General features: G+C 68.8%; 21 protein-coding genes. 12 read left to right on the plus strand and 9 right to left on the minus strand.

The window, feature by feature from the left end; translation table 11 throughout:
• The first annotated feature begins 57 nt into the window (after nt 1-57).
• The 8 genes from ACPCHZ_RS27145 to ACPCHZ_RS27180 are packed head-to-tail and all read left to right on the plus strand — an operon-like array spanning nt 58 to nt 8,890.
• Nucleotides 58-411, plus strand: coding sequence for a hypothetical protein (locus tag ACPCHZ_RS27145; protein ID WP_423487700.1), 354 nt, complete (start codon nt 58-60; stop codon nt 409-411).
• Nucleotides 408-1,484, plus strand: coding sequence for a dihydrodipicolinate reductase (locus tag ACPCHZ_RS27150; RefSeq protein WP_423487583.1), 1,077 nt, complete (start codon nt 408-410; stop codon nt 1,482-1,484). The genes ACPCHZ_RS27145 and ACPCHZ_RS27150 overlap by 4 nt, the downstream gene beginning before the upstream one ends.
• The gene (locus ACPCHZ_RS27155) at nt 1,481-2,533 is read left to right on the plus strand and encodes a dihydrodipicolinate reductase (protein WP_423487584.1); all 1,053 of its coding nucleotides are present in this window, start codon (nt 1,481-1,483) and stop codon (nt 2,531-2,533) included. Before ACPCHZ_RS27150 ends, ACPCHZ_RS27155 begins: the two co-directional genes overlap by 4 nt.
• 14 nt (nt 2,534-2,547) lie before the next feature.
• Nucleotides 2,548-3,612 carry a dihydrodipicolinate reductase gene (locus ACPCHZ_RS27160; protein ID WP_423487585.1) on the plus strand — a complete coding sequence of 355 codons (1,065 nt, stop codon included), beginning with the start codon at nt 2,548-2,550 and terminating at the stop codon, nt 3,610-3,612.
• Complete coding sequence (locus ACPCHZ_RS27165) at nt 3,609-4,034, plus strand: hypothetical protein (RefSeq protein WP_423487586.1); 426 nt, start codon at nt 3,609-3,611, stop codon at nt 4,032-4,034. The genes ACPCHZ_RS27160 and ACPCHZ_RS27165 overlap by 4 nt, the downstream gene beginning before the upstream one ends.
• A complete protein-coding gene (locus ACPCHZ_RS27170) occupies nt 4,024-5,205 on the plus strand; it encodes a cytochrome P450 (protein ID WP_423487587.1) in 1,182 nt (393 codons plus the stop codon). The genes ACPCHZ_RS27165 and ACPCHZ_RS27170 overlap by 11 nt, the downstream gene beginning before the upstream one ends.
• A complete protein-coding gene (locus ACPCHZ_RS27175) occupies nt 5,202-6,449 on the plus strand; it encodes a cytochrome P450 (protein ID WP_423487588.1) in 1,248 nt (415 codons plus the stop codon). Before ACPCHZ_RS27170 ends, ACPCHZ_RS27175 begins: the two co-directional genes overlap by 4 nt.
• A 59-nt stretch (nt 6,450-6,508) precedes the next feature.
• A complete protein-coding gene (locus ACPCHZ_RS27180) occupies nt 6,509-8,890 on the plus strand; it encodes an ATP-binding cassette domain-containing protein (protein WP_423487589.1) in 2,382 nt (793 codons plus the stop codon).
• Between the two features lie 7 nt (nt 8,891-8,897).
• Here the strand turns inward: ACPCHZ_RS27180 and ACPCHZ_RS27185 are convergent, their stop codons facing one another.
• Nucleotides 8,898-9,866 (minus strand): aldo/keto reductase, encoded by a 969-nt coding sequence (locus tag ACPCHZ_RS27185; RefSeq protein ID WP_423487590.1) that lies wholly within the window; start codon nt 9,864-9,866, stop codon nt 8,898-8,900.
• 94 nt (nt 9,867-9,960) lie between these two features.
• On the opposite strand from ACPCHZ_RS27185, the gene ACPCHZ_RS27190 reads away from it, so the two are divergent.
• Together ACPCHZ_RS27190 and ACPCHZ_RS27195 are read left to right on the plus strand one after the other, a co-directional pair.
• Nucleotides 9,961-10,668 (plus strand): DUF899 domain-containing protein, encoded by a 708-nt coding sequence (locus tag ACPCHZ_RS27190; protein WP_423487591.1) that lies wholly within the window; start codon nt 9,961-9,963, stop codon nt 10,666-10,668.
• A complete protein-coding gene (locus ACPCHZ_RS27195; protein ID WP_423487592.1) occupies nt 10,665-11,129 on the plus strand; it encodes an ATPase in 465 nt (154 codons plus the stop codon). Before ACPCHZ_RS27190 ends, ACPCHZ_RS27195 begins: the two co-directional genes overlap by 4 nt.
• Here ACPCHZ_RS27195 and ACPCHZ_RS27200 read toward each other — a convergent pair.
• The 3 genes from ACPCHZ_RS27200 to ACPCHZ_RS27210 form a co-directional block, all read right to left on the minus strand.
• A complete protein-coding gene (locus tag ACPCHZ_RS27200; protein WP_423487593.1) occupies nt 11,100-12,623 on the minus strand; it encodes a flavin-containing monooxygenase in 1,524 nt (507 codons plus the stop codon). The two genes, ACPCHZ_RS27195 and ACPCHZ_RS27200, sit on opposite strands and share 30 nt — an antisense overlap.
• Before the next feature lie 7 nt (nt 12,624-12,630).
• Nucleotides 12,631-13,095 (minus strand): hypothetical protein, encoded by a 465-nt coding sequence (locus ACPCHZ_RS27205; RefSeq protein WP_423487594.1) that lies wholly within the window; start codon nt 13,093-13,095, stop codon nt 12,631-12,633.
• A 65-nt stretch (nt 13,096-13,160) separates the two neighbouring features.
• Nucleotides 13,161-13,610: a hypothetical protein gene (locus ACPCHZ_RS27210; RefSeq protein WP_364971553.1), complete on the minus strand. Its 450-nt coding sequence runs from the start codon at nt 13,608-13,610 to the stop codon at nt 13,161-13,163.
• Between the two features lie 204 nt (nt 13,611-13,814).
• Between ACPCHZ_RS27210 and ACPCHZ_RS27215 the strand changes: the two genes are divergently transcribed.
• Nucleotides 13,815-14,486 carry a nucleoside/nucleotide kinase family protein gene (locus tag ACPCHZ_RS27215; protein WP_423487595.1) on the plus strand — a complete coding sequence of 224 codons (672 nt, stop codon included), beginning with the start codon at nt 13,815-13,817 and terminating at the stop codon, nt 14,484-14,486.
• Between the two features lie 19 nt (nt 14,487-14,505).
• On the opposite strand, the gene ACPCHZ_RS27220 is transcribed toward ACPCHZ_RS27215, so the two are convergent.
• The 3 genes from ACPCHZ_RS27220 to ACPCHZ_RS27230 form a co-directional block, all read right to left on the minus strand.
• Complete coding sequence (locus ACPCHZ_RS27220; RefSeq protein WP_423487596.1) at nt 14,506-15,108, minus strand: TetR family transcriptional regulator; 603 nt, start codon at nt 15,106-15,108, stop codon at nt 14,506-14,508.
• 158 nt (nt 15,109-15,266) lie between these two features.
• The gene (locus tag ACPCHZ_RS27225; protein ID WP_423487597.1) at nt 15,267-16,388 is read right to left on the minus strand and encodes an acyl-CoA dehydrogenase family protein; all 1,122 of its coding nucleotides are present in this window, start codon (nt 16,386-16,388) and stop codon (nt 15,267-15,269) included.
• Nucleotides 16,389-17,621, minus strand: a complete 1,233-nt coding sequence (locus ACPCHZ_RS27230) for an acyl-CoA dehydrogenase family protein (RefSeq protein ID WP_423487598.1) — start codon at nt 17,619-17,621, stop codon at nt 16,389-16,391.
• Between the two features lie 221 nt (nt 17,622-17,842).
• Between ACPCHZ_RS27230 and ACPCHZ_RS27235 the strand changes: the two genes are divergently transcribed.
• Nucleotides 17,843-18,244 (plus strand): PAS domain-containing protein, encoded by a 402-nt coding sequence (locus ACPCHZ_RS27235; protein WP_364973600.1) that lies wholly within the window; start codon nt 17,843-17,845, stop codon nt 18,242-18,244.
• A gap of 10 nt (nt 18,245-18,254) precedes the next feature.
• Here ACPCHZ_RS27235 and ACPCHZ_RS27240 read toward each other — a convergent pair whose 3' ends face one another.
• Both ACPCHZ_RS27240 and ACPCHZ_RS27245 read right to left on the minus strand, forming a co-directional pair.
• A complete protein-coding gene (locus ACPCHZ_RS27240) occupies nt 18,255-18,902 on the minus strand; it encodes a TetR family transcriptional regulator (RefSeq protein ID WP_423487599.1) in 648 nt (215 codons plus the stop codon).
• Between the two features lie 56 nt (nt 18,903-18,958).
• Nucleotides 18,959-19,636, minus strand: a complete 678-nt coding sequence (locus tag ACPCHZ_RS27245; RefSeq protein WP_423487600.1) for a TetR family transcriptional regulator — start codon at nt 19,634-19,636, stop codon at nt 18,959-18,961.
• Nucleotides 19,637-19,944: the final 308 nt, after the last annotated feature.

Consider the following 19,944-nt stretch of genomic DNA (forward strand, 5'->3'; position numbering starts at 1 on the left):
GAGGAACAGACCACCGCCGAGGATCTGCCGCCCGGCACCACGCCCTACTACGCAAACATGCACAAGTGGATCAAACGTGCGGTGCTGGTGTGCTTGGTCGCCCTGGTGATCGAGGGCGCCTTCACCCTGCCGTTCATGGCCGTCTACTACGGATATCCGACGTTGAGCCTCACCCAGATCTGCAGTGAGCTGCTCAAGGTCCGGTACTCCGACGACACCCTCGAGTGCAAGTACCCCTATCCGCCGCTGGGCCCGCCGGAAGGCGCAGAGGGCAAGGACACCGCGAAGGACGACTGGGGCATCCAGCCGGTCCCGAAGTACGACAGGCTGGGCTTCCGCGAACTCGTCGACCGCTATGAGGCACGCCAGGCCCGCGAGGCGGCCGGACAGCAGGGCGGGCAACAGCCGTGACGAAGAAGCTGCGGGTGATCCAGTGGGCCACCGGCAACGTCGGCAGCCATGCGGTCGCAGCTGTGCGGGAACATCCCGACCTCGAACTGGTCGGCGCCCGGGTCTACAACGCGGACAAGGCCGGCCGCGACGTCGGCGAGATCTGCGGCATCGGCCGGGTCGGCGTCACGGCCACCGACGACACCGACGAGATCGTCGCACTCGACGCCGACTGCGTGCTGTACATGGCCGAGGGGGAGTGGAACCCGCCGGTCGCCCTCGATGACGTCTGCCGCCTGCTGGCATCGGGCAAGAACGTGGTCTCGACGGCGGTGACCGCCTGGATCTACCCGTGGAGCGTCGGTGACGAAGTGGTCGCACGGCTGCAGTCGGCGTGCGATGAAGGGGGAACGTCGTTCCACGGCACCGGCATTCAGCCGGGGTGGGCCGCCGAGGTGCTGCCGCTGACGATGTCCGGCCTCTTCCGCCGCGTCGACTCGCTGCTGGTCCAGGAATTGATGGACTACAGCACCTACGGTGTTCCGTTCGTGCTGTTCGACGTCATGGGCTTCGGCAAGCCACCCGACGAGAAGGTGCCGATGGACGAGGAGGCCGTCGGCGGGTTGTCGTTCAAGGCCCCGCTGATGTTGCTGGCCGAGGGTCTCGGCGCGACCATCGACGACTACGTCTGGGAACGGCAGGTCGCCGTCACCGAGACGCCGATCGAGGTCAAGGCCGGCCGGATCGAGGCCGGAACCGTGGCCGCGCAGCGCTTCAGCTACACCGCCATCATCGAGGGCCGCCGGGCGCTCACCGTCGAGCACATCACCCGCCTCGGAGCCGAACAGGCGCCGGACTGGCCGAACGGCCGGGGCTGGAAGGTCACCGTCGAGGGTCTGCCGTCGATGATCCTCGAATCCCGGATCGCCACCCACGGTGAGGACGACACCGATCAGGGCTGCCTGGGCACCGCCATGCACGCGGTGCACGCGATCGCCCCCGTCTGCGCGGCGGAACCGGGGATCCGCACATTCCTCGACCTGCCGACGATCGTGGGCCGCGGCGTGCTGTCGAGGAAGTCCGCCGGCGGGTGACCCACCGCGTCGTCCAGTGGACCACCGGGAACGTCGGCACCAAGTCCGTGCAGGCGATCGCGGCCAACCCGCTGCTGGACCTGGTGGGCTGCTACGCCTGGTCAGCCGACAAGGTCGGCCGCGACGCCGGTGAGCTCGCCGGGATCCCCGCCCTGGGGGTGACGGCCACCGACGACATCGACGCCCTGCTCGCACTGCGGCCCGACTGCGTGGTCTACAACCCGATGTTCGCCGACGTCGAGGAGCTCATCCGGATCCTCGCGTCGGGAGCCAATGTGGTGACGACGTCGGAGTTCATCACCGGAGACGGACTGGGCGCGGACCGCGAGCGGATCGTCGAGGCCTGTCTGCGCGGGGACGCGACGATCTTCGGCAGTGGCATCAACCCCGGCTTCATGCAGATGCTCTCGATCGTCACGGCGGGGCTGTCGGACCGGGTGGACCGCATCTCGATCCTGGAGTCCTTCGACACCACCATCTACAACTCGCCTGCGACCGAGAAGCCGATGGGCTTCGGCTATCCCGTCGATCAGCCGGATCTGCCCGCGATCACCGAGAAGGGGTCGTGGATCTTCCGCGAGGCCGTGCTCCTGGTCGCCGACGCGCTCGGCGCCCGCCTCGACGAGGTGCGCTGCGACGTCGACTACGCCCAGACCACAGAGGATCTCGAACTCCCGGGCGGCTGGACCATCGGCAAGGGCTGCGTCGCGGGGGTCGATGTTCGCTGGCAGGGAGTCATCGGCGGACGCGAGGTGATCGAGGTGCGCGGCCGCTGGCGCAAGGGCCAGTCGCTGGACCCGGACTGGCCGATGGACTTCGGCTACACCGTCGAGGTCCAGGGCCGCCCGACGATCAGGACCACGCTGAGTTTCGAGCCGCCGCCTGACTTCCAAGCCGAGACACTCGACGACTTCGTGATGCTCGGCCTGACGATCACGGCGATGCCGGCGATCACCGCCATCCCCGCCGTGGTCGCGGCGCCGCCCGGCATCGCCACGTACACCACTCTCCCGCTGATGCTGCCCCGTGGCGTTCTCAGCGCCCGCTGAAAGGTCGAAGCTCGATGTCTGACAGGACTTCACGCACATATCGGGTCATCCAGTGGATGACGGGCGACGTCGGGCAGGTCGGCGTCAGGCACTTCACCGGTAACCCGACCTTCGACCTGGTCGGTGTGCTGGTGCACACGCCGGACAAGGTCGGGAAGGACTCCGGGGAGATCGCCGGGACCGCACCGAACGGCGTCCTGGCGACGGACGACATCGACGCGATCGTCGGGCTGGACGCCGACTGCGTCTTCTACACGCCGGTCATCATGGACGTCGACACCGTCTGCCGTCTGCTGAGATCGGGCAAGAACGTGGTCACCACAAGTGGATTCTTCTATCCGAGTGCCGATTTCGCCGAGTACGGCGAGCAGATCCGGGCCGCGTGTGTCGAGGGAGGTGTGTCGTTCCACGGCGGTGGGATACATCCGGGCTACGCAGGCGACATCCTGCCCCTCACCCTCGCCAGGGTGGTCGACAGGATCGAGCGCATCGAGGTATACGAGGTGGTGAACGTGCTCACCGATGCGCCGGTGGACCACATCGACTGGCTGGGCTTCGGCAAGCCGGAGGAGGAGTTCCTCACCACGCCGACGATTCTCGGCCTCGGAGTGCCGTTCTTCGCGCAGTCGATGCACATGATCGCCGACGGGCTCGGCGTCGAGATCAGCGAGGTGACCGCTGATCTGCGGGCGGCCACCGCCACGCAGGACATCCCGCACGACGAGGGCACGATCGCACGCGGGACGGTCGCCGCCCAGCATCACGAGTGGACGGCGTGGGTCGACGGCAGGCCCATGATCGTGTTCCACGCGATCTACCTGACCGCGGGGCCGGACGGACTCGACCCCGCATGGGACTGGGGCAGAACGCGGTACCGCATCGTGATCGACGGTGACCCGCCGACCGAGCTGACGCTGCAGGGCGTCGAACAGCCGGGCGGCGCCTTCTCCCACCCTGGTTATGCGTGGACCGCCATGGGCGCGATCAACGCGATCCCCGACGTGTGCGACGCCGCGCCCGGCTGGATCACCCATCTGGACCTCGGTCTCATCCGGCCACGCGGTCTGGTCCGGCCATGACCGACGACGCCCCGGCCGCACAGCTGCACCACGTGGTGTTCGCCGTCGCGCCGGAACGCCACGAGGCGATGGCGCAGATGTTCAGCGAGATCGGTTTCACCCTGCAGGAGCTGCAGCTGACCGAGCTCGGACTGCAGGTCCACCTGGACTGGGACCGAGGGATCGAGCTGATCAGTCCGCTTGCCGGGTCAACGGCCACGGTCGCCGGGTCCGTGCGTGAGTTCCTCGCGGAGCACGGCGACGGTGTGTACACCGTCGTCATCCGGGTCCCGGGGGCCGCGGCGGCCGAATCCGTCGCCGCGCGTTACGGCGGGACCGTGCGCTTTCGGCAGCACTTCGACGGCGACGGAACGTATCTCGACGAGATCGACCTCTCGGTGCTCGATCTGCCGCTGACCTTCCTCGCGACAAATGTGCCCTGACCGGTCCGCACTGCCGCACATCCTCTACGAGGGTCTGCCCATGGCAGGCGACCGCGGCGCCGGGTGGACCGTGTTGCGCGACCTCGGGCCCGTGGTGACCGGCGATGGGTGGTACTACCTCACCCGGCGCGACGACGTGCTCGCCGTACTGCGCGACTCCGAATCCTTCTCGTCATCACGGGCGTTCGACACCATGGTCAGTCCCGTTCCTCTCATTCCGCTCGCCTGCGATCCCCCTGACCACACCCGGTACCGCCGCCTGCTGCACTCGTTCTTCAGTCCGCAGACCCTCGGGCGCATGCTCCCGTCGATGCAGGCGCAGGCAGCCGACATCATCGATCGCATCGCACTCGGCGGTGACGAGTGCGAGGTGATGGCCGACCTCGCCACCCCGTATCCCTCCCAGGTGTTCCTCACCCTGCTCGGTCTGCCGCTCAGCGACCGGCAGCGGCTGATCGCCTGGAAGGACGCCGTCATCGGCATCAGCCTCGACAGTGATCCCGACCCCGCCGCACTGGTGCCCGCCGCCGAGTTGTTCCAGTACCTCAGCGAGGCGGTCACCTCCCATCGGGATGACCCGGGCGACGACATCTTGTCGCGACTGCTCACCGGCGACGACGCACTCACCGATCACGAGGCGCTCGGCCTGGCCTTCGTCCTGGTCCTGGCCGGACTGGACACCGTCACCTCGGCGATCGGCGCGGCGATGCTCGAGTTGGCCAGGCGTCCCGGCCTGCGCGTCGAGCTGTGCGACAACCCCTCTGCGGTACCCGGATTCGTGGAGGAGATCCTGCGACTCGAACCTCCGGCCCCGGTCGTCGGACGGGTGACGACGCGGCCGGTGACCGTGGCGGGCCACACGATCCCCGCCGGCGCGGAGGTCCGGCTCTGTCTGGGCGCGATCAACCGCGACGGCAGCGACGCGACCTCCGGCGACGACCTGGTCCTCGACGGCAAGCTGCACAGACACTGGGGATTCGGCGGGGGCGCCCACCGCTGCCTGGGATCGCACCTGGCACGGATGGAGCTGAGCCTGGTGGTCACCGAATGGCTTCGCCGCATACCGGAGTTCGAGCTCGCCACCGACCACACACCCGAGATCACCTGGCCCGCCGCCACCTGCACCCTGCCGCGGTTACCCGTCAGATTCCTCGCCAAGGAGGCACCATGAACGTCGAGACCGCGGCGCCGAGTGTGTTCGAATCCGATCTCCCGACGCTGCACTACGAGGCGACGGAGACGCCGCGCGAGGTGCTGCCGAGAATCCGGGAAGCCCAAGCGCAGGCACCGGTCGCCATCGGGCCGCTCGGCCCGGAGGTGCTGTCGTACGAACTCGCCCGGACGATCCTGCGTGACAGCCGGTTCGTCATTCCGCCCGGCATCCATCTCGCGGCCCAAGGGGTGACCTCGGGACCGCTCTGGGACCGGGTGGTCGGCAGCATCATGTGCGCCGAAGGCGCGCACCACCATCGGCTGCGCAGCCTGGTGTCGAAGGCCTTCACACCGCGCGCGACGGCCCGGCTGCACGACACGATCGTCGCGGTGGTCAACGAGTTGGCCGACGCTGTCGCCGATGCGAAGGGTTGCGATGTCGTCACCGACATCGCCAGGCACTACCCGATCCCGATCATCTGCGCACTGGTCGGCGCGCCCCGTGAGGACTGGCAGATGTTCTCGCGCTGGGCGGAGGAGATCTTCAAGATGGTCAGCTTCGACGTCGATCTCATCGACGAGATCCCCGCCGTCATGGCCGCCTGGGGCGAGTTGGACGCATACGTCGACACGATGATCGCCGCGCGGCGCCGCAATCTCACCGACGACCTGCTCTCCGACCTCATCCGTGCCGAGGACGACGGCGATCGGCTCAATGCCGACGAACTGCGCATGACGGTCGCCAGCCTGTTGGTGGCCGGCACCGACACCACCCGCAACCAGCTGTCCGCCTCCCTGCAGGTGCTGTGCGACCACCCCGAACAGTGGGCGATGCTGCGCGCTGAGCCCGGCCTGGCGATGCGCGCGGTCGAGGAGACCATGCGCCACTCGCCCGCGGTGTGCAGCACCCTGCGGACGGTGAACGCCGACGTCGCCGTCGCCGGTCACACCTTCCCCGCCGGCACGTTCCTGCTCGTCAACACGTTCGCCGCCAACTGCGACCCGGCCGTCTATCGCGACCCCGACCGATTCGACATCACGCGCGACGACCCGCCTGCGATCCTCACCTTCGGCGGCGGTGTGCACTACTGTCTCGGAGCGAATCTGGCCCGGCTCGAGCTCGGCGAAGCCCTGCGGATCCTGGCGGGACGGCTGCCGAATCTTCGCCGGACCGGTCCGGCCCCGTGGAAGCCGATGCTCGGCATGAGCGGCCCCACCAGCCTGCCGGTGGAGTTCGACGCACCGGTGGCCGCCCGGAACTGATTCGGCGGACCCCGCCCGCCTCCCGGCGCGACCGGCGCGCCGTGGCACCATCTGACTCGATGAGCAGAGCAGTTCCCGCCGCCGACACCCATGACGTCATCCGCGTGCACGGGGCGCGCGAGAACAACCTCAAGGGCATCGACGTCGAATTGCCCAAACGTCGTCTCACCGTGTTCACCGGCGTCTCCGGCTCCGGCAAGAGCTCGCTGGTGTTCGGCACCATCGCCGCCGAGTCGCAGCGGCTGATCAACGAGACGTACAGCGCCTTCGTCCAGGGCTTCATGCCCAGCCTGGGCAGGCCCGAGGTGGATGTGCTCGAGGGCCTGACCACCGCCATCATCGTCGACCAGCAGCGGATGGGCAGCGATCCGCGGTCCACGGTCGGCACCGCCACCGACACGGGCGCGATGCTGCGCATCCTGTTCAGCCGCCTGGGAGAACCGCACATCGGGTCGCCGCAGGCGTTCTCGTTCAACGTCGCCTCCATCAGCGGAGCGGGTGCGGTCACGATCGAACGCGGCGGACGAACCGTCAAGGAGCGCCGTGACTTCGCCATCGTCGGCGGCATGTGTCCGCGATGCGAAGGCCGCGGAGCGGTCAACGACATCGACCTGACCGCGCTGTACGACAACAGCAAGTCGCTCAACGGCGGAGCGCTCACGATCCCGGGTTTCAGCATGGAGGGCTGGTACGGCCGGATCTTCAACGGCTGCGGCTTCTTCGACCCGGACAAGCCGATCCGGGACTTCACGGCCAAGGAACTCGACGCCCTGCTGTACAAAGAGGCCACCAAGCTCAAGATCGACGGCGTCAACCTGACGTACCTCGGATTGATCCCGCAGATCCAGAAGTCCTACCTCGCCAAGGACGTCGAGGCGATGCAACCGCACATCCGTGCCTTTGTCGAGCGCGCCGTCACGTTCACCACGTGCCCTGAATGCGACGGGACGCGGCTGTCCGAGGCCGCCCGGTCGTCGAAGATCAACGGCCGCAACATCGCCGACCTGTGCGCGATGCAGATCAGCGATCTCGCCGAATGGGTGCACGACCTCGGTGACGCAGGCGGACGGGTGGGGCCGCTGATCGCGGCGCTGCGTCAGGGTCTCGACGCGTTCGTGGAGATCGGCCTGGGCTACCTCTCGCTGGACCGGTCGTCGGGCACGCTGTCGGGTGGAGAGGCGCAGCGCGTCAAGATGATTCGTCACCTGGGCTCCGCGCTCACCGACGTCACCTACGTGTTCGACGAGCCGACGGTCGGGCTGCATCCCCACGACATCTCCCGCATGAATGCACTGTTGCTGCAGTTGCGCGACAAGGGGAACACCGTGCTCGTCGTGGAGCACAAGCCCGAGGTGATCGCCATCGCGGACCACGTGGTCGACCTCGGGCCCGGCGCGGGCGCCGCAGGCGGCGAGATCGTCTTCGAGGGAACGGTGGCCGGGCTGCGGGGAAGTGACACGCTCACCGGCCGCCACCTCGACGACCGGGCCTCGGTGAAGGACGCGGTGCGCGAGCGTTCCGGTGTCCTGGAGATCCGCGGCGCCGACACGCACAATCTGGCCGACGTCGACGTCGACATCCCACTCGGTGTGCTGGTGGTGATCACCGGCGTCGCGGGCTCGGGGAAGAGTTCGCTGGTCCACGGGTCCGTGGTGCGCCGCGACGGGGTCGTCGTGGTCGACCAGACCCCGATCCGCGGCTCACGGCGCAGCAACCCGGCCACCTACACCGGACTACTCGATCCGATCCGAAAGGCCTTCGCGAAGGCCAACGGCGTCAAGCCGGCGCTGTTCAGCGCCAACTCCGAGGGCGCATGCCCGAACTGCAACGGCGCCGGCGTGGTCTACACCGATCTGGCGATGATGGCCGGCGTCGCCGCCACCTGCGAGGTCTGTGAGGGCAGGCGGTTCGACGCATCGGTGCTCGGGTACGCCTTCGCCGGCTTGGACATCAGCGACGTGCTGGGCCTCTCGGTGTCCGACGCCCTGATGTTCTTCGCCGACGGCGACGCCAAACTGCCCGCAGCGCATCGCATCCTGACCAATCTCGAGGCGGTGGGCCTGGGCTATCTCACCATCGGCCAGCCGCTGACGACGCTGTCCGGCGGTGAGCGGCAACGGCTCAAGCTGGCCACCAGGATGAGTGACCGGGGCGCCGAGAGCGGAGAGGTCTACGTCCTCGACGAACCGACCTCCGGCCTGCACCTCGCCGATGTCGAGCAGCTGCTGGCCCTGCTCGACCGGCTGGTGGAATCCGGTAAGTCGGTGATCGTCGTCGAGCACCACCAGGCCGTCATGGCGCACGCCGACTGGATCATCGACCTCGGCCCGGGAGCCGGCCACGACGGCGGGCGGGTCGTCTTCGAGGGCACCCCGGCCGACCTGGTCGCCGAGCGGTCCACCCTGACCGGCGAGCACCTCGCCGCCTACGTCGGCGGCTGACAAACGCCTAGCGGCCCACCTTCTCGCGGACCAGATCGGTGAGGAAACGGGCTCCCGACGCCGGACGGAACGCCCGCGCCGCCGCGGTGAGCGCATCGCGGGACTCCGTACTCAGCTCGATGTCGGCGGCGGCGACGTTGAACTCCAGCTGCTCGACGCTCGACGCGCCGGGAATCGCCACGACACCGGGCAGGCTGATCAGCCACGCCAGCGCCACCTGTGCGGGCTTGGCGCCCACCTCGGCGCCGACGTCACGCAGCGTGTTCAGCAGCGGCTGGATGCGGCGCAGGTTCTCGGTGCCGAACAACGGGTTCATCGCCCGGACGCCGCCGGGCCGGTTGTCCGGCCCGTACTTGCCGCCGAGCAGTCCCTGCGCCAGCGGGCTGTACGCCATCACCATCCGGTTCTCACGCTCGGCGAACGGCACCAGGTCGTCGAGCGCCTGGGGATGGGCGAGCGAGAAATGCACCTGGTTGCTCACCACCGGCCGGCCCAGTGCGGCGTCGGCCTTGCGCCACCGCTCGAGCGAATAGTTCGACACCCCGACGGCACCGATCTCGCCGCGCTCCAGCAGGTCCCGCATGCCGGGCATGATCACCGAATCGGGCACCAGCGGATTGGACTGGTGGATCTGGTAGAGCGGGATGCGGTCCACGCCGAGCCGCTCCGCACTGGCCCGCGCGCGCTGCCTGACGACGGCGGGAAACGGCGCGATCGGCATGATCTTGCTGGCCACCACCACGTCGGCGCGCTCGTCGCCGAGCGCTTCACCGAGGATGCGTTCGCTCTTGCCGAACCCGTAGATCTCCGCGGTGTCGAACAAGGTCACCCCCAGTGCACGGGCGCGCTGCACGATGTCGCGAGCGGGCCCCGATGCGTACTGGTCGCCGTACCCCCATTCCCGCGAACCGAACTGCCACGTGCCGAGGCCGATGCGGCTCACCGGTCCGATTCCTTCGACATCGAGATGCTTCATTCCTCCGACGGTACCGGCGTGTGCGATGAGTCCCGGCTCGCCGTCGAGTCTGATAGTCGTAAGAGGATTCCGACTGCTCGGAAGGGAGCCTGTGATGACAGGGAACCAGACCACCACATCGACCGCGAAACCGCCGGTGGCCGACGAGGGCTCGTGGCGCGCCGCCCTCGACGACCTGCGGCGAAGGGAGAAGGCGGCGACCCGCGAGCTCGACGCGATCGCCGCTGCGCGCAGGCGGCTGCCGATGGTCGAACTGCCCGAGTACACGCTCATCGGCGCCGACGGTCCGGTCCGGCTGGCAGAGGTGTTCGGCGGTCGCTCGCAGCTGATCACCTACCACCACATGTGGAGCGACGGCGCGCAGTGGCAGTGCGGCGGGTGCACCGGCTTCACCAGCCAGTTCACCCGGCTCGACTTCCTGGACAGCTACGACGCCCGGTTCGTCGTCGTCACCAACGGCCCGATCGAGGAGGCACTGGCGTACCGGGAGAAGGTGGGGAACGCGATGGCCTGGTACTCGTCGTCGGAGAGTTCGTTCGGCGCCGACGTCGACGCACCGCCCGGCGGCGGCTTCGCGGTCAACGTCTTCCTGCGCGACGGGGACACCGTCTACCGCACCTGGCACACCAACGGCCGTGGCACCGAACAGCTCAGCCACAGTTTTCCGCTGATCGACATCCTGCCGTACGGCCGTCAGGAGGAGTGGCTCGATTCGCCGGACGGCTGGCCGAGCCGGCCGACCTATTCGGGCTGGCTGGACTCACCGGATATCGCCCGGCTCTACGGGAAGGGCGACAGGTGAGCGCGGAACGATTCGCCGCAGGCCGGACGATTGCGGCGCCGCCGTCGGCGGTGTTCGCCGTCCTCGCCGACCCGGCGCGGCACAAGGACACCGAGCCGGGGGACTGGGTGCGCGATGCGGTGGACCCGACGCCGATCACCGGCACCGGACAGATCTTCACGGTGAACATGTACCTGGACGCCGCAGGCGGGCACTACGTGATGGACAACCTGGTCACCGATTTCGAGCCGGACCGGGTGATCGCCTGGCTGCCGGGACAACGCGACGAGTCGGGCGCCCATGTTCCCGGTGGCTGGTCCTGGCGTTACGACCTCGCCCCGCACGGCGAGGGAACGGCGGTCACGCTCACCTACGACTGGACGGGGACACCGCAGAGTTTCCGGGATCAAGTCGGTGGGATGCCGCCCTTCCCCGAGGATTTCATCGCCGAGTCACTGGCGGCGCTGGAACGCTGCCTCTGACTCACGGCGCCTGACGAGCGCCTCGACCATCGACCAGTACCGCTGTTCGCGTCCGGTGAGTTCGTTGCCGGTGATCGCGCCGAACGCCGCGGCGTCCTGCGCGAAATTCGTTGCCGCGCCGGGCAACGCATCGGGGCCTTCGAGTCGGAAACAGCTCGGCGCCAACGGACCGAACAGGAGTGCCCGGCGGAGATCCGGCCATCGCGACAGATCCGGTTCCACACCGGCGGCGCGTGCGAAGGTCAACGCCGCCAAGTTCATCCGGGTTTTCTGCGACGCGCCGCGACGTGACCGGTGGGCCGCGACCGATGCGCGCTGCTCTGCTTCGGTCACCGCGGGCAGGATTCCACTCCACAGGTAGGCGATCCACCTCGCCTGTAACTCCAGCGGCACGAAGTACCCGCCGGACTGGTCCCACATCCCGACGAAGGCCAGGCCGGGGAGGTCGGGATGGAAGGTGTGGCGGTCGGTGTCGAGGTGGGCACCGTCGAGGTCGAGTGTCGCCCTCACGTCGTCGCCGAGGAACGGCAGGCTCAGCTGGAATCCGGTGCCGAACAGGATGGCGTCGAAGGGTTCGGCGTGCCCGTTGGCGAACGTAACGGTGGCGCCTGCGACGGAATCGATCCACGGGCACACCGTGATCCGGCCCTCCGCCACGAGGGGAAGGTAACTCTGGCCGAGGGTGACGCCCGCGGCGAACAGTGACGGATCGGGTGCCGGGGCGCCGTACTGGTCCGGGCTGCCACCGGCCTCTGTGACGATCTCCTTCAATTGGCGGTCGATCTCCGCCGGCGGTAGGACCTCGTTGGACAGCGTGCCGTAGCGGGTGAAGATCCGATGATCGGACGGCACACCCGCGGCGAACTTGGGCAGCACGTAGCGTTGCCGCCGCTGGGCGACGACGACGCGCGACGCGCCGAGTTGGGCCAGTTCCGAGGCGATCTCGAGTGCACTGATGGCGCCGCCGGCCACGAGCACCCGCTTCCCCAGATACCGCTCGTGGTCGCGGAAGTCATAGGTCGAGCTCACGCCGGGGTCACCGGAGAACGACTCGAGACCCGCAACGGCCGGGACGGCCGGGGCATGGAATCTGCCGCTCGCCACCACCACCCGGTCGAAGACCTCGGTGCCGTCGGCGTGCCGGACGGCCCAGCGGGTGCCCTGCCGATCCACTGAGTCGACCGCCGTGCCGAATCTGATCCGGGCGGTCAGTCCGAATGATCCCGCGTAGCGGTGCAGGTAGCGGAGCACATCCGCGTTCGGCGGATGCACGAGGTGACCACCGAACGGGAGGTCGCTGAAGGCCGTCAGGATGCGGCTGGTGTTGGTGTGCATCGACGGCCAGACGCCGCTGCAGCCCGGCAGTCCGGACCACTGTCCGCCGAGAACCGGATTGCGTTCGTAGATCGTCGGTTCGAAGCCGCACGACGACAGCCAGCGCGCGGCGACCAGGCCGCCCGGGCCCGCTCCGATGACCGCGACCCGTTCCGGCACTGGACGCTCAGCGCCGGGGCATGTCGATGTCGAGCAGTGCCATGGCGTCCCGGATGCTGGCGTCCGCCCGGTCGAGTGTCGCCTCGAGGCGGTCGATCTCGGCGCCACTGCTGTTCGGCGTCAGGCTGCCACAGATGTCGGCGAACGACCGGTATTCGTCCACGGCGTTCTGCAGGGCGTCGTTGACGTCTTCGTCCTCGCTGGGCAGTTGGGCCTCGAGCAGATCGGTGGCATCCCTGAGATCCCTGCACCCCTCACGGACCGTGGAGTACTCGCTGTTGATCATCGCTTCACCGGCGGTGCCCAGCGCCCTGCCGATGGCGGCGACCGCCGAGGTGACGTCCCGCTTCCAGGCTTCGGTGACGGGTACGGGAGCGGTGAGTTCCGCACCGGCGACGGGACGGCCCTGGATCGCGGTGCTGCACCCGGTGAGCAGTCCGGCCAGCAGCACGATCGCGAGTAACGGCCTCATGCGGGCCGAGTCTATGGGACCGCGGGTGGCCCGGATGGGATCACGCGAAGGGAGCCGACGGGAGATCAGCTGGTCGCGGCGGTGGCGCTGGTGTGGCTCGCGGGCTGGACGTCGACGGCATCCATCGGCGGCCCGTTGAGGCCGGCCACCTGGCGGTCGGCGACGGTGGTCGCGACCGGGGTGCCGTTCTGCACGATCGCGACGATGGCCACCTCGTCATCGACGTCGAAAGTCGCTGCGGGGCTCACGGTGTGGTTGCCCTCCACCGTCAGCGCCGTGGTGTCGGGAGTGATGCGATAGGTCTGCGTGACGCCGTCGGCGCTGCGCGCGGTCACCGAATCGGCGGTGACGGCGACCAGGCGACCCTCGTGGTTGAGAGCCGGCGCATGGGCGGCGGCGGGGGCCGTGGACGCCGCGGGAGGGGCGGGGGCTTCGGCGGGCGCCAGCAACTGGACGGCCGCGGCGGCCACCACGCCGGCACCGGCGACTGATGCGGAGATGGCGCCGATCACCACGTTGGACCGAGACGAGGTCCGCGGGGCATTACGACCGGTCGCCGCAGGTATTCGGACCGGAGCTTCTTGCAGTCGATGTCGACCCGTCATGCGGTTGAGGTTCCCCCGTCCAGGGCGCAGGTAAACCGCCCTGGCGAACTCGTCACGGAGAAACTTCGCCGACCGGCCTCTCACCTGGGCATACGGCGACGTACCGTGAGGCCGATGGCCCCCGCGACCCTGACCAGCGAGGAAGCCCGGCGCGCCGTGGCCGCCGAACTGACCGGTGCGGACGGACGCCCGGTCCGGCGCCTGATCGCGGGGGTGACCGGGCCGCCGGGCGCCGGGAAGTCGACGTTCGCCTCCGGCCTCGTCGACGAGCTCAACGCGCGGTCGCCTTCAACGGCGGCGTACCTGCCGATGGATGGTTTCCACCTGGCGAAGGTTCAGCTCGATCGTCTGGGTGCGCGGCAGCGCAGAGGGGCTCCTGACACCTTCGACGTCGACGGCTACCGGGCCATTCTCACGCGCCTCACGCACAGCTACGCGGTGGCCGATGTCTTCGTCCCGGACTTCGACCGCAGACTCGACGATCCGGTCGCGGCTGCGCGGGTGGTGCCCGCGCGGGCGCGAGTCGTCGTCACCGAGGGCAACTACCTGGCGCTGGCCACCGATGGCTGGGCCGCGGTACGACCGCTGCTCGAGCGGCTGTACTACGTCGACGCCCTGCCGGATGTCCGGCGCAGGCGGTTGCTGGACCGGCACACGAGAAGTGGCCTCGCCGCTATGGAGGCGCAGCGGTGGGTCGACACCGTCGACGAGCCCAACGCCCGGCTGATCGCCGCGACACGGCCGTCGTGCGACACGGTGCTGCTGATCCGGGACGGTTCGGCGTGACGGCCGATCGCCGGAGCGGTCAGTGGTCGGCGTCGGACAGGATCAGCGCGAGCATCGTGTCGAGTCGATCGGCCATCCGCTGACAGCTCACGGACCGAGAACGGACCTGCAGCAGCGCTCCCCAGAACACGGTTTCCAGGGTGGCCTGCACCTCCGGCCAGGCTCCCGGGCCGAGTGCGGAGGCGATACGACGCTGTACCTCGGCGCCGATCCGGACCCGGACATCGGCCACGACGTCATCGTCGTTGCGCAACAGGGCGCGGCTGCACGCCTCGGAGAGCCGAGGCTCGTCGGCCAGCACCATCGTCACGGCACGGAGCTGGGTGCTGACCCGCGCCGCGGCACCGAGCGCGGGATCGACGTCGAGCGGTAGCGCGCAGATCCGGTGCAGGTACAGCTCGGCGAACATGGCGTCGAGGGAGTCGAAGTGCGCCCGCAGTGCGGTCGGTGCGACGCGCGCCCGCGCGGCCAGCGCGGGGAGCGACACGTCGACGACACCGGGTGCATCGCCCGACTCGTCGAGCAATTGGGCGGCGGCGGTGAACACCCGCTGACAGGTGCGCCTGCGTCGAAGATGTGAGTCTCGCAGTGAAGTGACGTGCACCACATCTGCACTGGACATGTGTCCAGGTTAGTCGGTTGGCCATGGCAGCGCAATGAAGGCCGGATCACTCGCGCCGGATGGAAGATTCGCTCACTGCTCAGGGGGTCGACACTGCCGACGGAGATCGCGCGCCGGTATGGACGGGTTCAACCGGACACATGTCCAGCCGGCGTGCCTCAGGGTCGGGTCAGCTGCGCGTACCGCTTCAGGTGGTGGTCGGTCGAGCCGAATTCGTACTGCAGCGCCGTCAACCGCTTGAAGTAGTGCCCGATCGCGAGTTCCTCGGTCATGCCCATCCCGCCGTGCAGCTGGACGGCGTTCTGACCGACGAACCGCGCCGCGCGGCCGACCGTCACCTTGGCCGCCGACACCGCGCGGGCCCGCTCAGCCGGTTCGGCGCCGAGCCTGAGCACCGCGAGATATGTGGCGGCGACCGACTGCTCGAGCTCCATGTGCATGTCGACCATGCGGTGCTGCAGCGCCTGGAACGAGCCGATGGGTTGACCGAACTGCTGGCGTTGCCTGCAGTACTCGACCGTGTCGGCCACCACCCGTCGCATCGCGCCCACCGCCTCCGAGCAGACCGCGGCCGCGCCCTCGTCGCGTGCCTGGGCCAGTGACAGCCCCGCCTGTCCCTGCGCCCCGATCAGCGCGTCCGCCGATACCTGCACGCCGTCGAGGACCAGGTCGGCCGCGCGACGGTCGTCGATCGTGCGGTAGCCGTGCGTGCGCAGGCCCGGCCGATCCTGCTCGAGCAGGAACAGTGACACGCCGTCGTCCGACGTGCGTGCGGTGACCAGGAGGTGGGTGGCCAGCGGCGCGTTCATCACCACGACCTTCTCGCCGTGCAGCTCCCATCCGGTCTCGCCGCGTCGCGCTTCGGTCGCCACCCGCTGCCAGTCATCGCCCGACGCCGCCTCGGTGGCGGCGAGAGCGACGATCGCCGAGCCGTCCACGATCTTCTCCAGCAGCGCCGCGGCCGCCGGTCCGCCGGCCCGCCGCAGAAGTCCCGCGGCGACCACCGCGGTGTCGACGTAGGGTTCGATCACCAGGGCACGGCCGAGCGCCTCGGCGATCACCATGGTCTCGACCGGTCCGCCGCCGATGCCGCCGACGTCCTCGGGCAGCCCCGCCCCGAGGATCCCCAGTTCTTCAGCGAACCCGCGCCAGATCTCGGGCTGCCAGCCGGCGCCGGTCTTGGCCGCCGCCCGGCTCTTCTCCAGGTCGTAGCGCGTCGACAGGTACTTCGACAGCCCGTCGCGCAGGAGTTCCTGTTCCTTGGTCAACGTGAAGTCCATCTAGAGCCCCAATGCGGCTTTGGCGAGAATGTTTCGCTGAATTTCGTTGCTGCCGGCGTAGATCGAGCCGGCCCGGTCGTTGAAGTAGCGCAGTGGCGCCACGGCCTGCCATGGCTCGCCGCTGACGTAGCCGTCCGCGGGCGGCTCGTATTCGGCGATCGGCCCGCCCGGCTTGGTCGCGTGGGGCTGGTAGACCCGCGCTCGTGGTCCCGCCGCCACCATCGAGAGTTCGGTGAGCGACTGACTCAGCTCGGTGCCGAGGACCTTCAGCATCGACGACGCCGATCCCGGGTTCTTCCCCGCGGCGACGGCCGCTAGCACCCGGTACTCCAGGATCTCGAGCACCTCGGTCCGGATCCTCGCATCGGCGAGCCGCAGCGCGAATGCGGCGTCGTCGATCAGCCTGCCGCCGTCCGGACCGGGCTGGCCGGCGGCGACGGTCGCGATCTCCTCGGCGAGCACCTGGAGCGCAGGCGACGAGGCGCCGCCGCCGCGTTCGAACTCCAGCAGGTACTTCGCCACCGTCCAGCCGTCGTCGATCCGGCCGATCACGTTGGTCTTGGGCACCCGGACGTCGTCGAAGAACACCTGGTTCTGGACTTCTTCGCCGGAGGTCATCACCAGCGGCCGGATCTCGATGCCCGGGCTGGTCATGTCGATCAACACGAACGTGATGCCCTGCTGTTTCTTCGCCGCGCGGGTGGTCCGCACCAGGGCGAACATCCAGTTCGCCTCCTGTGCGTGGGTGGTCCAGATCTTGCTCCCGGTGCACAGCAGATGCTCGCCGTCGTCGACGGCCGCCATCGACAGCGCGGCCAGGTCGGAGCCGGCCTCGGGCTCGGAGTAGCCCTGGCAGAAGAACACCTCGCCGGTCAGGATCCGCGGCAGGAAGTACTCCTTCTGCGCGTCGGTGCCGAACTCGACGATCGCGTGCGCGACCATCCGAATACCCATCGGCGACAGCGACGGGGCGCCCGCCAGGGTGGTCTCACGGCTGAAGATGTAGTGCTGGGTCAGGGTCCAGTCGCAGCCGCCGTGTTCGACGGGCCACGCGGGCGCCGCCCAGCCCTGCTCGTGGAGGATGCGCTGCCACTCCATGCTGGCGTCGTGGTCGGCGTACACGCTCGTCATCAACCTGCCCGCCTGCCGCAGCTCGGGGGTGAGCCGGTCGTCGAGGAAGGCGCGTACCTCGTCGCGGAAGGCCAGGTCGTCCGGTGACCAGTCCAGGTCCATCGGACCTCCTGTGCGTCGTTGTGGGTACGCACAGAGTAAACCTAGTTAGTCAGGTGAGGTGAACGGGCCTCGGACACCCAGGGCGGCGATTGTTGGTCAATCACCCGCCGCAGCGGCGGCGATCGGTGATGATGACGGCCGACTAGGCTTTGCTGTGCGCGGCGTGACGCCGGGCCGGAGGCCACACTGGCTCCACCTCACTCATGGACAGGACCCGCATCGTGGATCGGCGCCGCAGCAGTCAGGACAATCGATCACCCAGGGAGCTGCTCGAGCAGATGCCGGCGCTGGTGCTGCTCGAGCGGTTCCCCGTGCCCGTGCTGGCGGTTGCCGAAGGCGGCGCCATCCTGTTCGCCAACGGCGCATTCGCCGCGATGCTGGGTCGCAGCGCCGACGATGTCCAGCAGATGCGGTTCGCGGACATCTGCACCACGATTCCCGCCGACGGGTCCGTGTTGTCGGTCGTGCACGAGCACGCGGACATGATCGTCGAGCTCGTGGACCGGGAAGGGTCGGTGGTCCGCGCGCAGATGAGCCGGTCCGCGCTGTTGCGCGGCGACGACCCGGTTGCGCTTGCCACCTTCCAGGACCTCACCGAGCGGCTGTGGGTGGAAGAACTCTGAGGTCGAGCGCCTAGTCGGCCGGTGGCGACGGCGCGCGGAGAGCCTCGCGGGCGAGGAACTCGCGGAAGTAGTCGAGTGACTCGTCGGCGACGACCGCAGGAAGAAGCACCTGCCACATCCGGGTCAACCGGTTCCGCAGATCGTCGTCGACACCCGACAACAGTTCGGCGCCGAGCATCGCGCAGACGATGGTTTCGGCCACTGCGCCCGGATCGAGGCCTTCCCGCAGGTCTCCCTCGGTGGAGGCGCGGCGCACCTCGCCCACCATCTCGGCGAGCCAGCCCGCGTAGACCTGGCGGGACACCTCGCTGAAGCCGCCGAACACCCGCAGCAGCTGTGCGGCGGTGCGCGTGAGCGGGTCGGTGGAGACGCGATCGACCACCATGAACAGGCCGTGGATGATGTTCTCCAGCGCCGGCGAGTTCGATTCGCTGATGCTGTGGAACGTGGCCAGCAAATTGGCCCCGCCTTCGGCGATGATGGCGACGGCCAGTGACTCCTTGGAGTCGAAGTGGTAGTAGAGCGCGCCTTTGGTCAGCGCGGCCCGTTCGATGATGTCCCCCAGACCGACTGCGGGATAACCGATCTCGCCGATGAGGTCGACCGCTGCGTCGACGATTCGGCGCCGCGTCGCCTCAGAGCGGGCCTGCCGCGGCATACGCGCTCACCTCCGGCGATGGCCTCGTGTTCTCCGGACTGCAGCCCGGATGGCGATCATAAGTCATCGGCGGGCAGCGGGGAGGCCCGCTTGAGCGCCTGCGCACCGCGCCGCCGGGCGAACTGGGAGAGGTAGTTCAGCCGGTCGGGCCGCGCGATGCCGGGCAGTACGACGTCCCAGGCGTCGACGAGCCGCTCGAGGAACGGCTGGGGGTCGTCGAGGTCGCTCGTCTGCCGGATCCCCAGGTACATCGCGACCAGGAGCCGTGCGACGCCATCGGCGTCGCGACCGTCCAGCAGGTCACCCTCGTCGATGGCGCGTTGCGCGATGCCCGAGAAGCCGGTGATCCACGAACCGTGCACGCGGGTGGCCAGTCCGTCTGTGCGGCCTATGGATTCGAGGAGGTTCAGGCCGGCCCTGGCGAGGTGGTCGCCGAGGTCCTCCACGGCGATCACGAACATCACGTCGATGAGCGTCTCCGTCGCAGGCAGGCGCCGGGCCAGCACCTCTTCCACCACGGCGCGGCTCTGTTCGGCCCGATGGTCGACGATCGCCACCGCGAGCGCGTACTTCGACCGGAAGTGGAAGTACATCGCTCCCTTGGTCACCGCCGCGTCGGCCAGGATGTCGTCGAGGCTGACCATGCCGTACGCGCGCCGGGAGAACTGCCGCGCCGCGGCCTGCACGATCAGCAGGCGGGTGGCGTCGGCCTTCCGGTCGGCCTGATCGCTCACGGCGCCACCTCGGCGGCGGGACGTACGGTCGATTCGCTCTGCAGTGCGGCGGACGGGCAGTGGACCTGCTGGTGGATTGATCGCCCGCCGAATCCCAGAGGGGTGGCCGGTCGCTGGTGATTTAACGACACGTCAATACTCTAAGTCATCTGAGGGGGTGCAAAACATGCCATAGGTATGTAAAGTGCCCGATCGTGATGACTTTCGGTTCGAGGCTCCTGAACGGGCCCGGCATGGGCCCGAGCATGGCGGCGCGTCGGCGAACCGGTAACCGCAGCGTTTGCGCAGGTCGCTCGAGTGATACCGTG

The sequence above is a fragment of the Mycobacterium sp. NPDC050041 genome, assembly GCF_049541695.1.
Classification (GTDB): domain Bacteria; phylum Actinomycetota; class Actinomycetes; order Mycobacteriales; family Mycobacteriaceae; genus Mycobacterium.

Excerpts from the sequence above, each read along its gene's own strand:
- ACPCHZ_RS27240 (WP_423487599.1), bottom strand. The coding sequence starts at position 18,902 with ATGCCGCGGCAGGCCCGCTCTGAGGCGACGCGGCGCCGAATCGTCGAC.
- ACPCHZ_RS27230 (WP_423487598.1), bottom strand. The coding sequence starts at position 17,621 with ATGGACCTGGACTGGTCACCGGACGACCTGGCCTTCCGCGACGAGGTA.
- ACPCHZ_RS27215 (WP_423487595.1), top strand. The coding sequence starts at position 13,815 with ATGGCCCCCGCGACCCTGACCAGCGAGGAAGCCCGGCGCGCCGTGGCC.
- ACPCHZ_RS27190 (WP_423487591.1), top strand. The coding sequence starts at position 9,961 with ATGACAGGGAACCAGACCACCACATCGACCGCGAAACCGCCGGTGGCC.
- ACPCHZ_RS27180 (WP_423487589.1), top strand. The coding sequence starts at position 6,509 with ATGAGCAGAGCAGTTCCCGCCGCCGACACCCATGACGTCATCCGCGTG.
- ACPCHZ_RS27165 (WP_423487586.1), top strand. The coding sequence starts at position 3,609 with ATGACCGACGACGCCCCGGCCGCACAGCTGCACCACGTGGTGTTCGCC.
- ACPCHZ_RS27220 (WP_423487596.1), bottom strand. The coding sequence starts at position 15,108 with ATGTCCAGTGCAGATGTGGTGCACGTCACTTCACTGCGAGACTCACAT.
- ACPCHZ_RS27185 (WP_423487590.1), bottom strand. The coding sequence starts at position 9,866 with ATGAAGCATCTCGATGTCGAAGGAATCGGACCGGTGAGCCGCATCGGC.
- ACPCHZ_RS27170 (WP_423487587.1), top strand. The coding sequence starts at position 4,024 with ATGTGCCCTGACCGGTCCGCACTGCCGCACATCCTCTACGAGGGTCTG.
- ACPCHZ_RS27145 (WP_423487700.1), top strand. The coding sequence starts at position 58 with ATGCACAAGTGGATCAAACGTGCGGTGCTGGTGTGCTTGGTCGCCCTG.
- ACPCHZ_RS27175 (WP_423487588.1), top strand. The coding sequence starts at position 5,202 with ATGAACGTCGAGACCGCGGCGCCGAGTGTGTTCGAATCCGATCTCCCG.
- ACPCHZ_RS27225 (WP_423487597.1), bottom strand. The coding sequence starts at position 16,388 with ATGGACTTCACGTTGACCAAGGAACAGGAACTCCTGCGCGACGGGCTG.
- ACPCHZ_RS27205 (WP_423487594.1), bottom strand. The coding sequence starts at position 13,095 with ATGAGGCCGTTACTCGCGATCGTGCTGCTGGCCGGACTGCTCACCGGG.
- ACPCHZ_RS27160 (WP_423487585.1), top strand. The coding sequence starts at position 2,548 with ATGTCTGACAGGACTTCACGCACATATCGGGTCATCCAGTGGATGACG.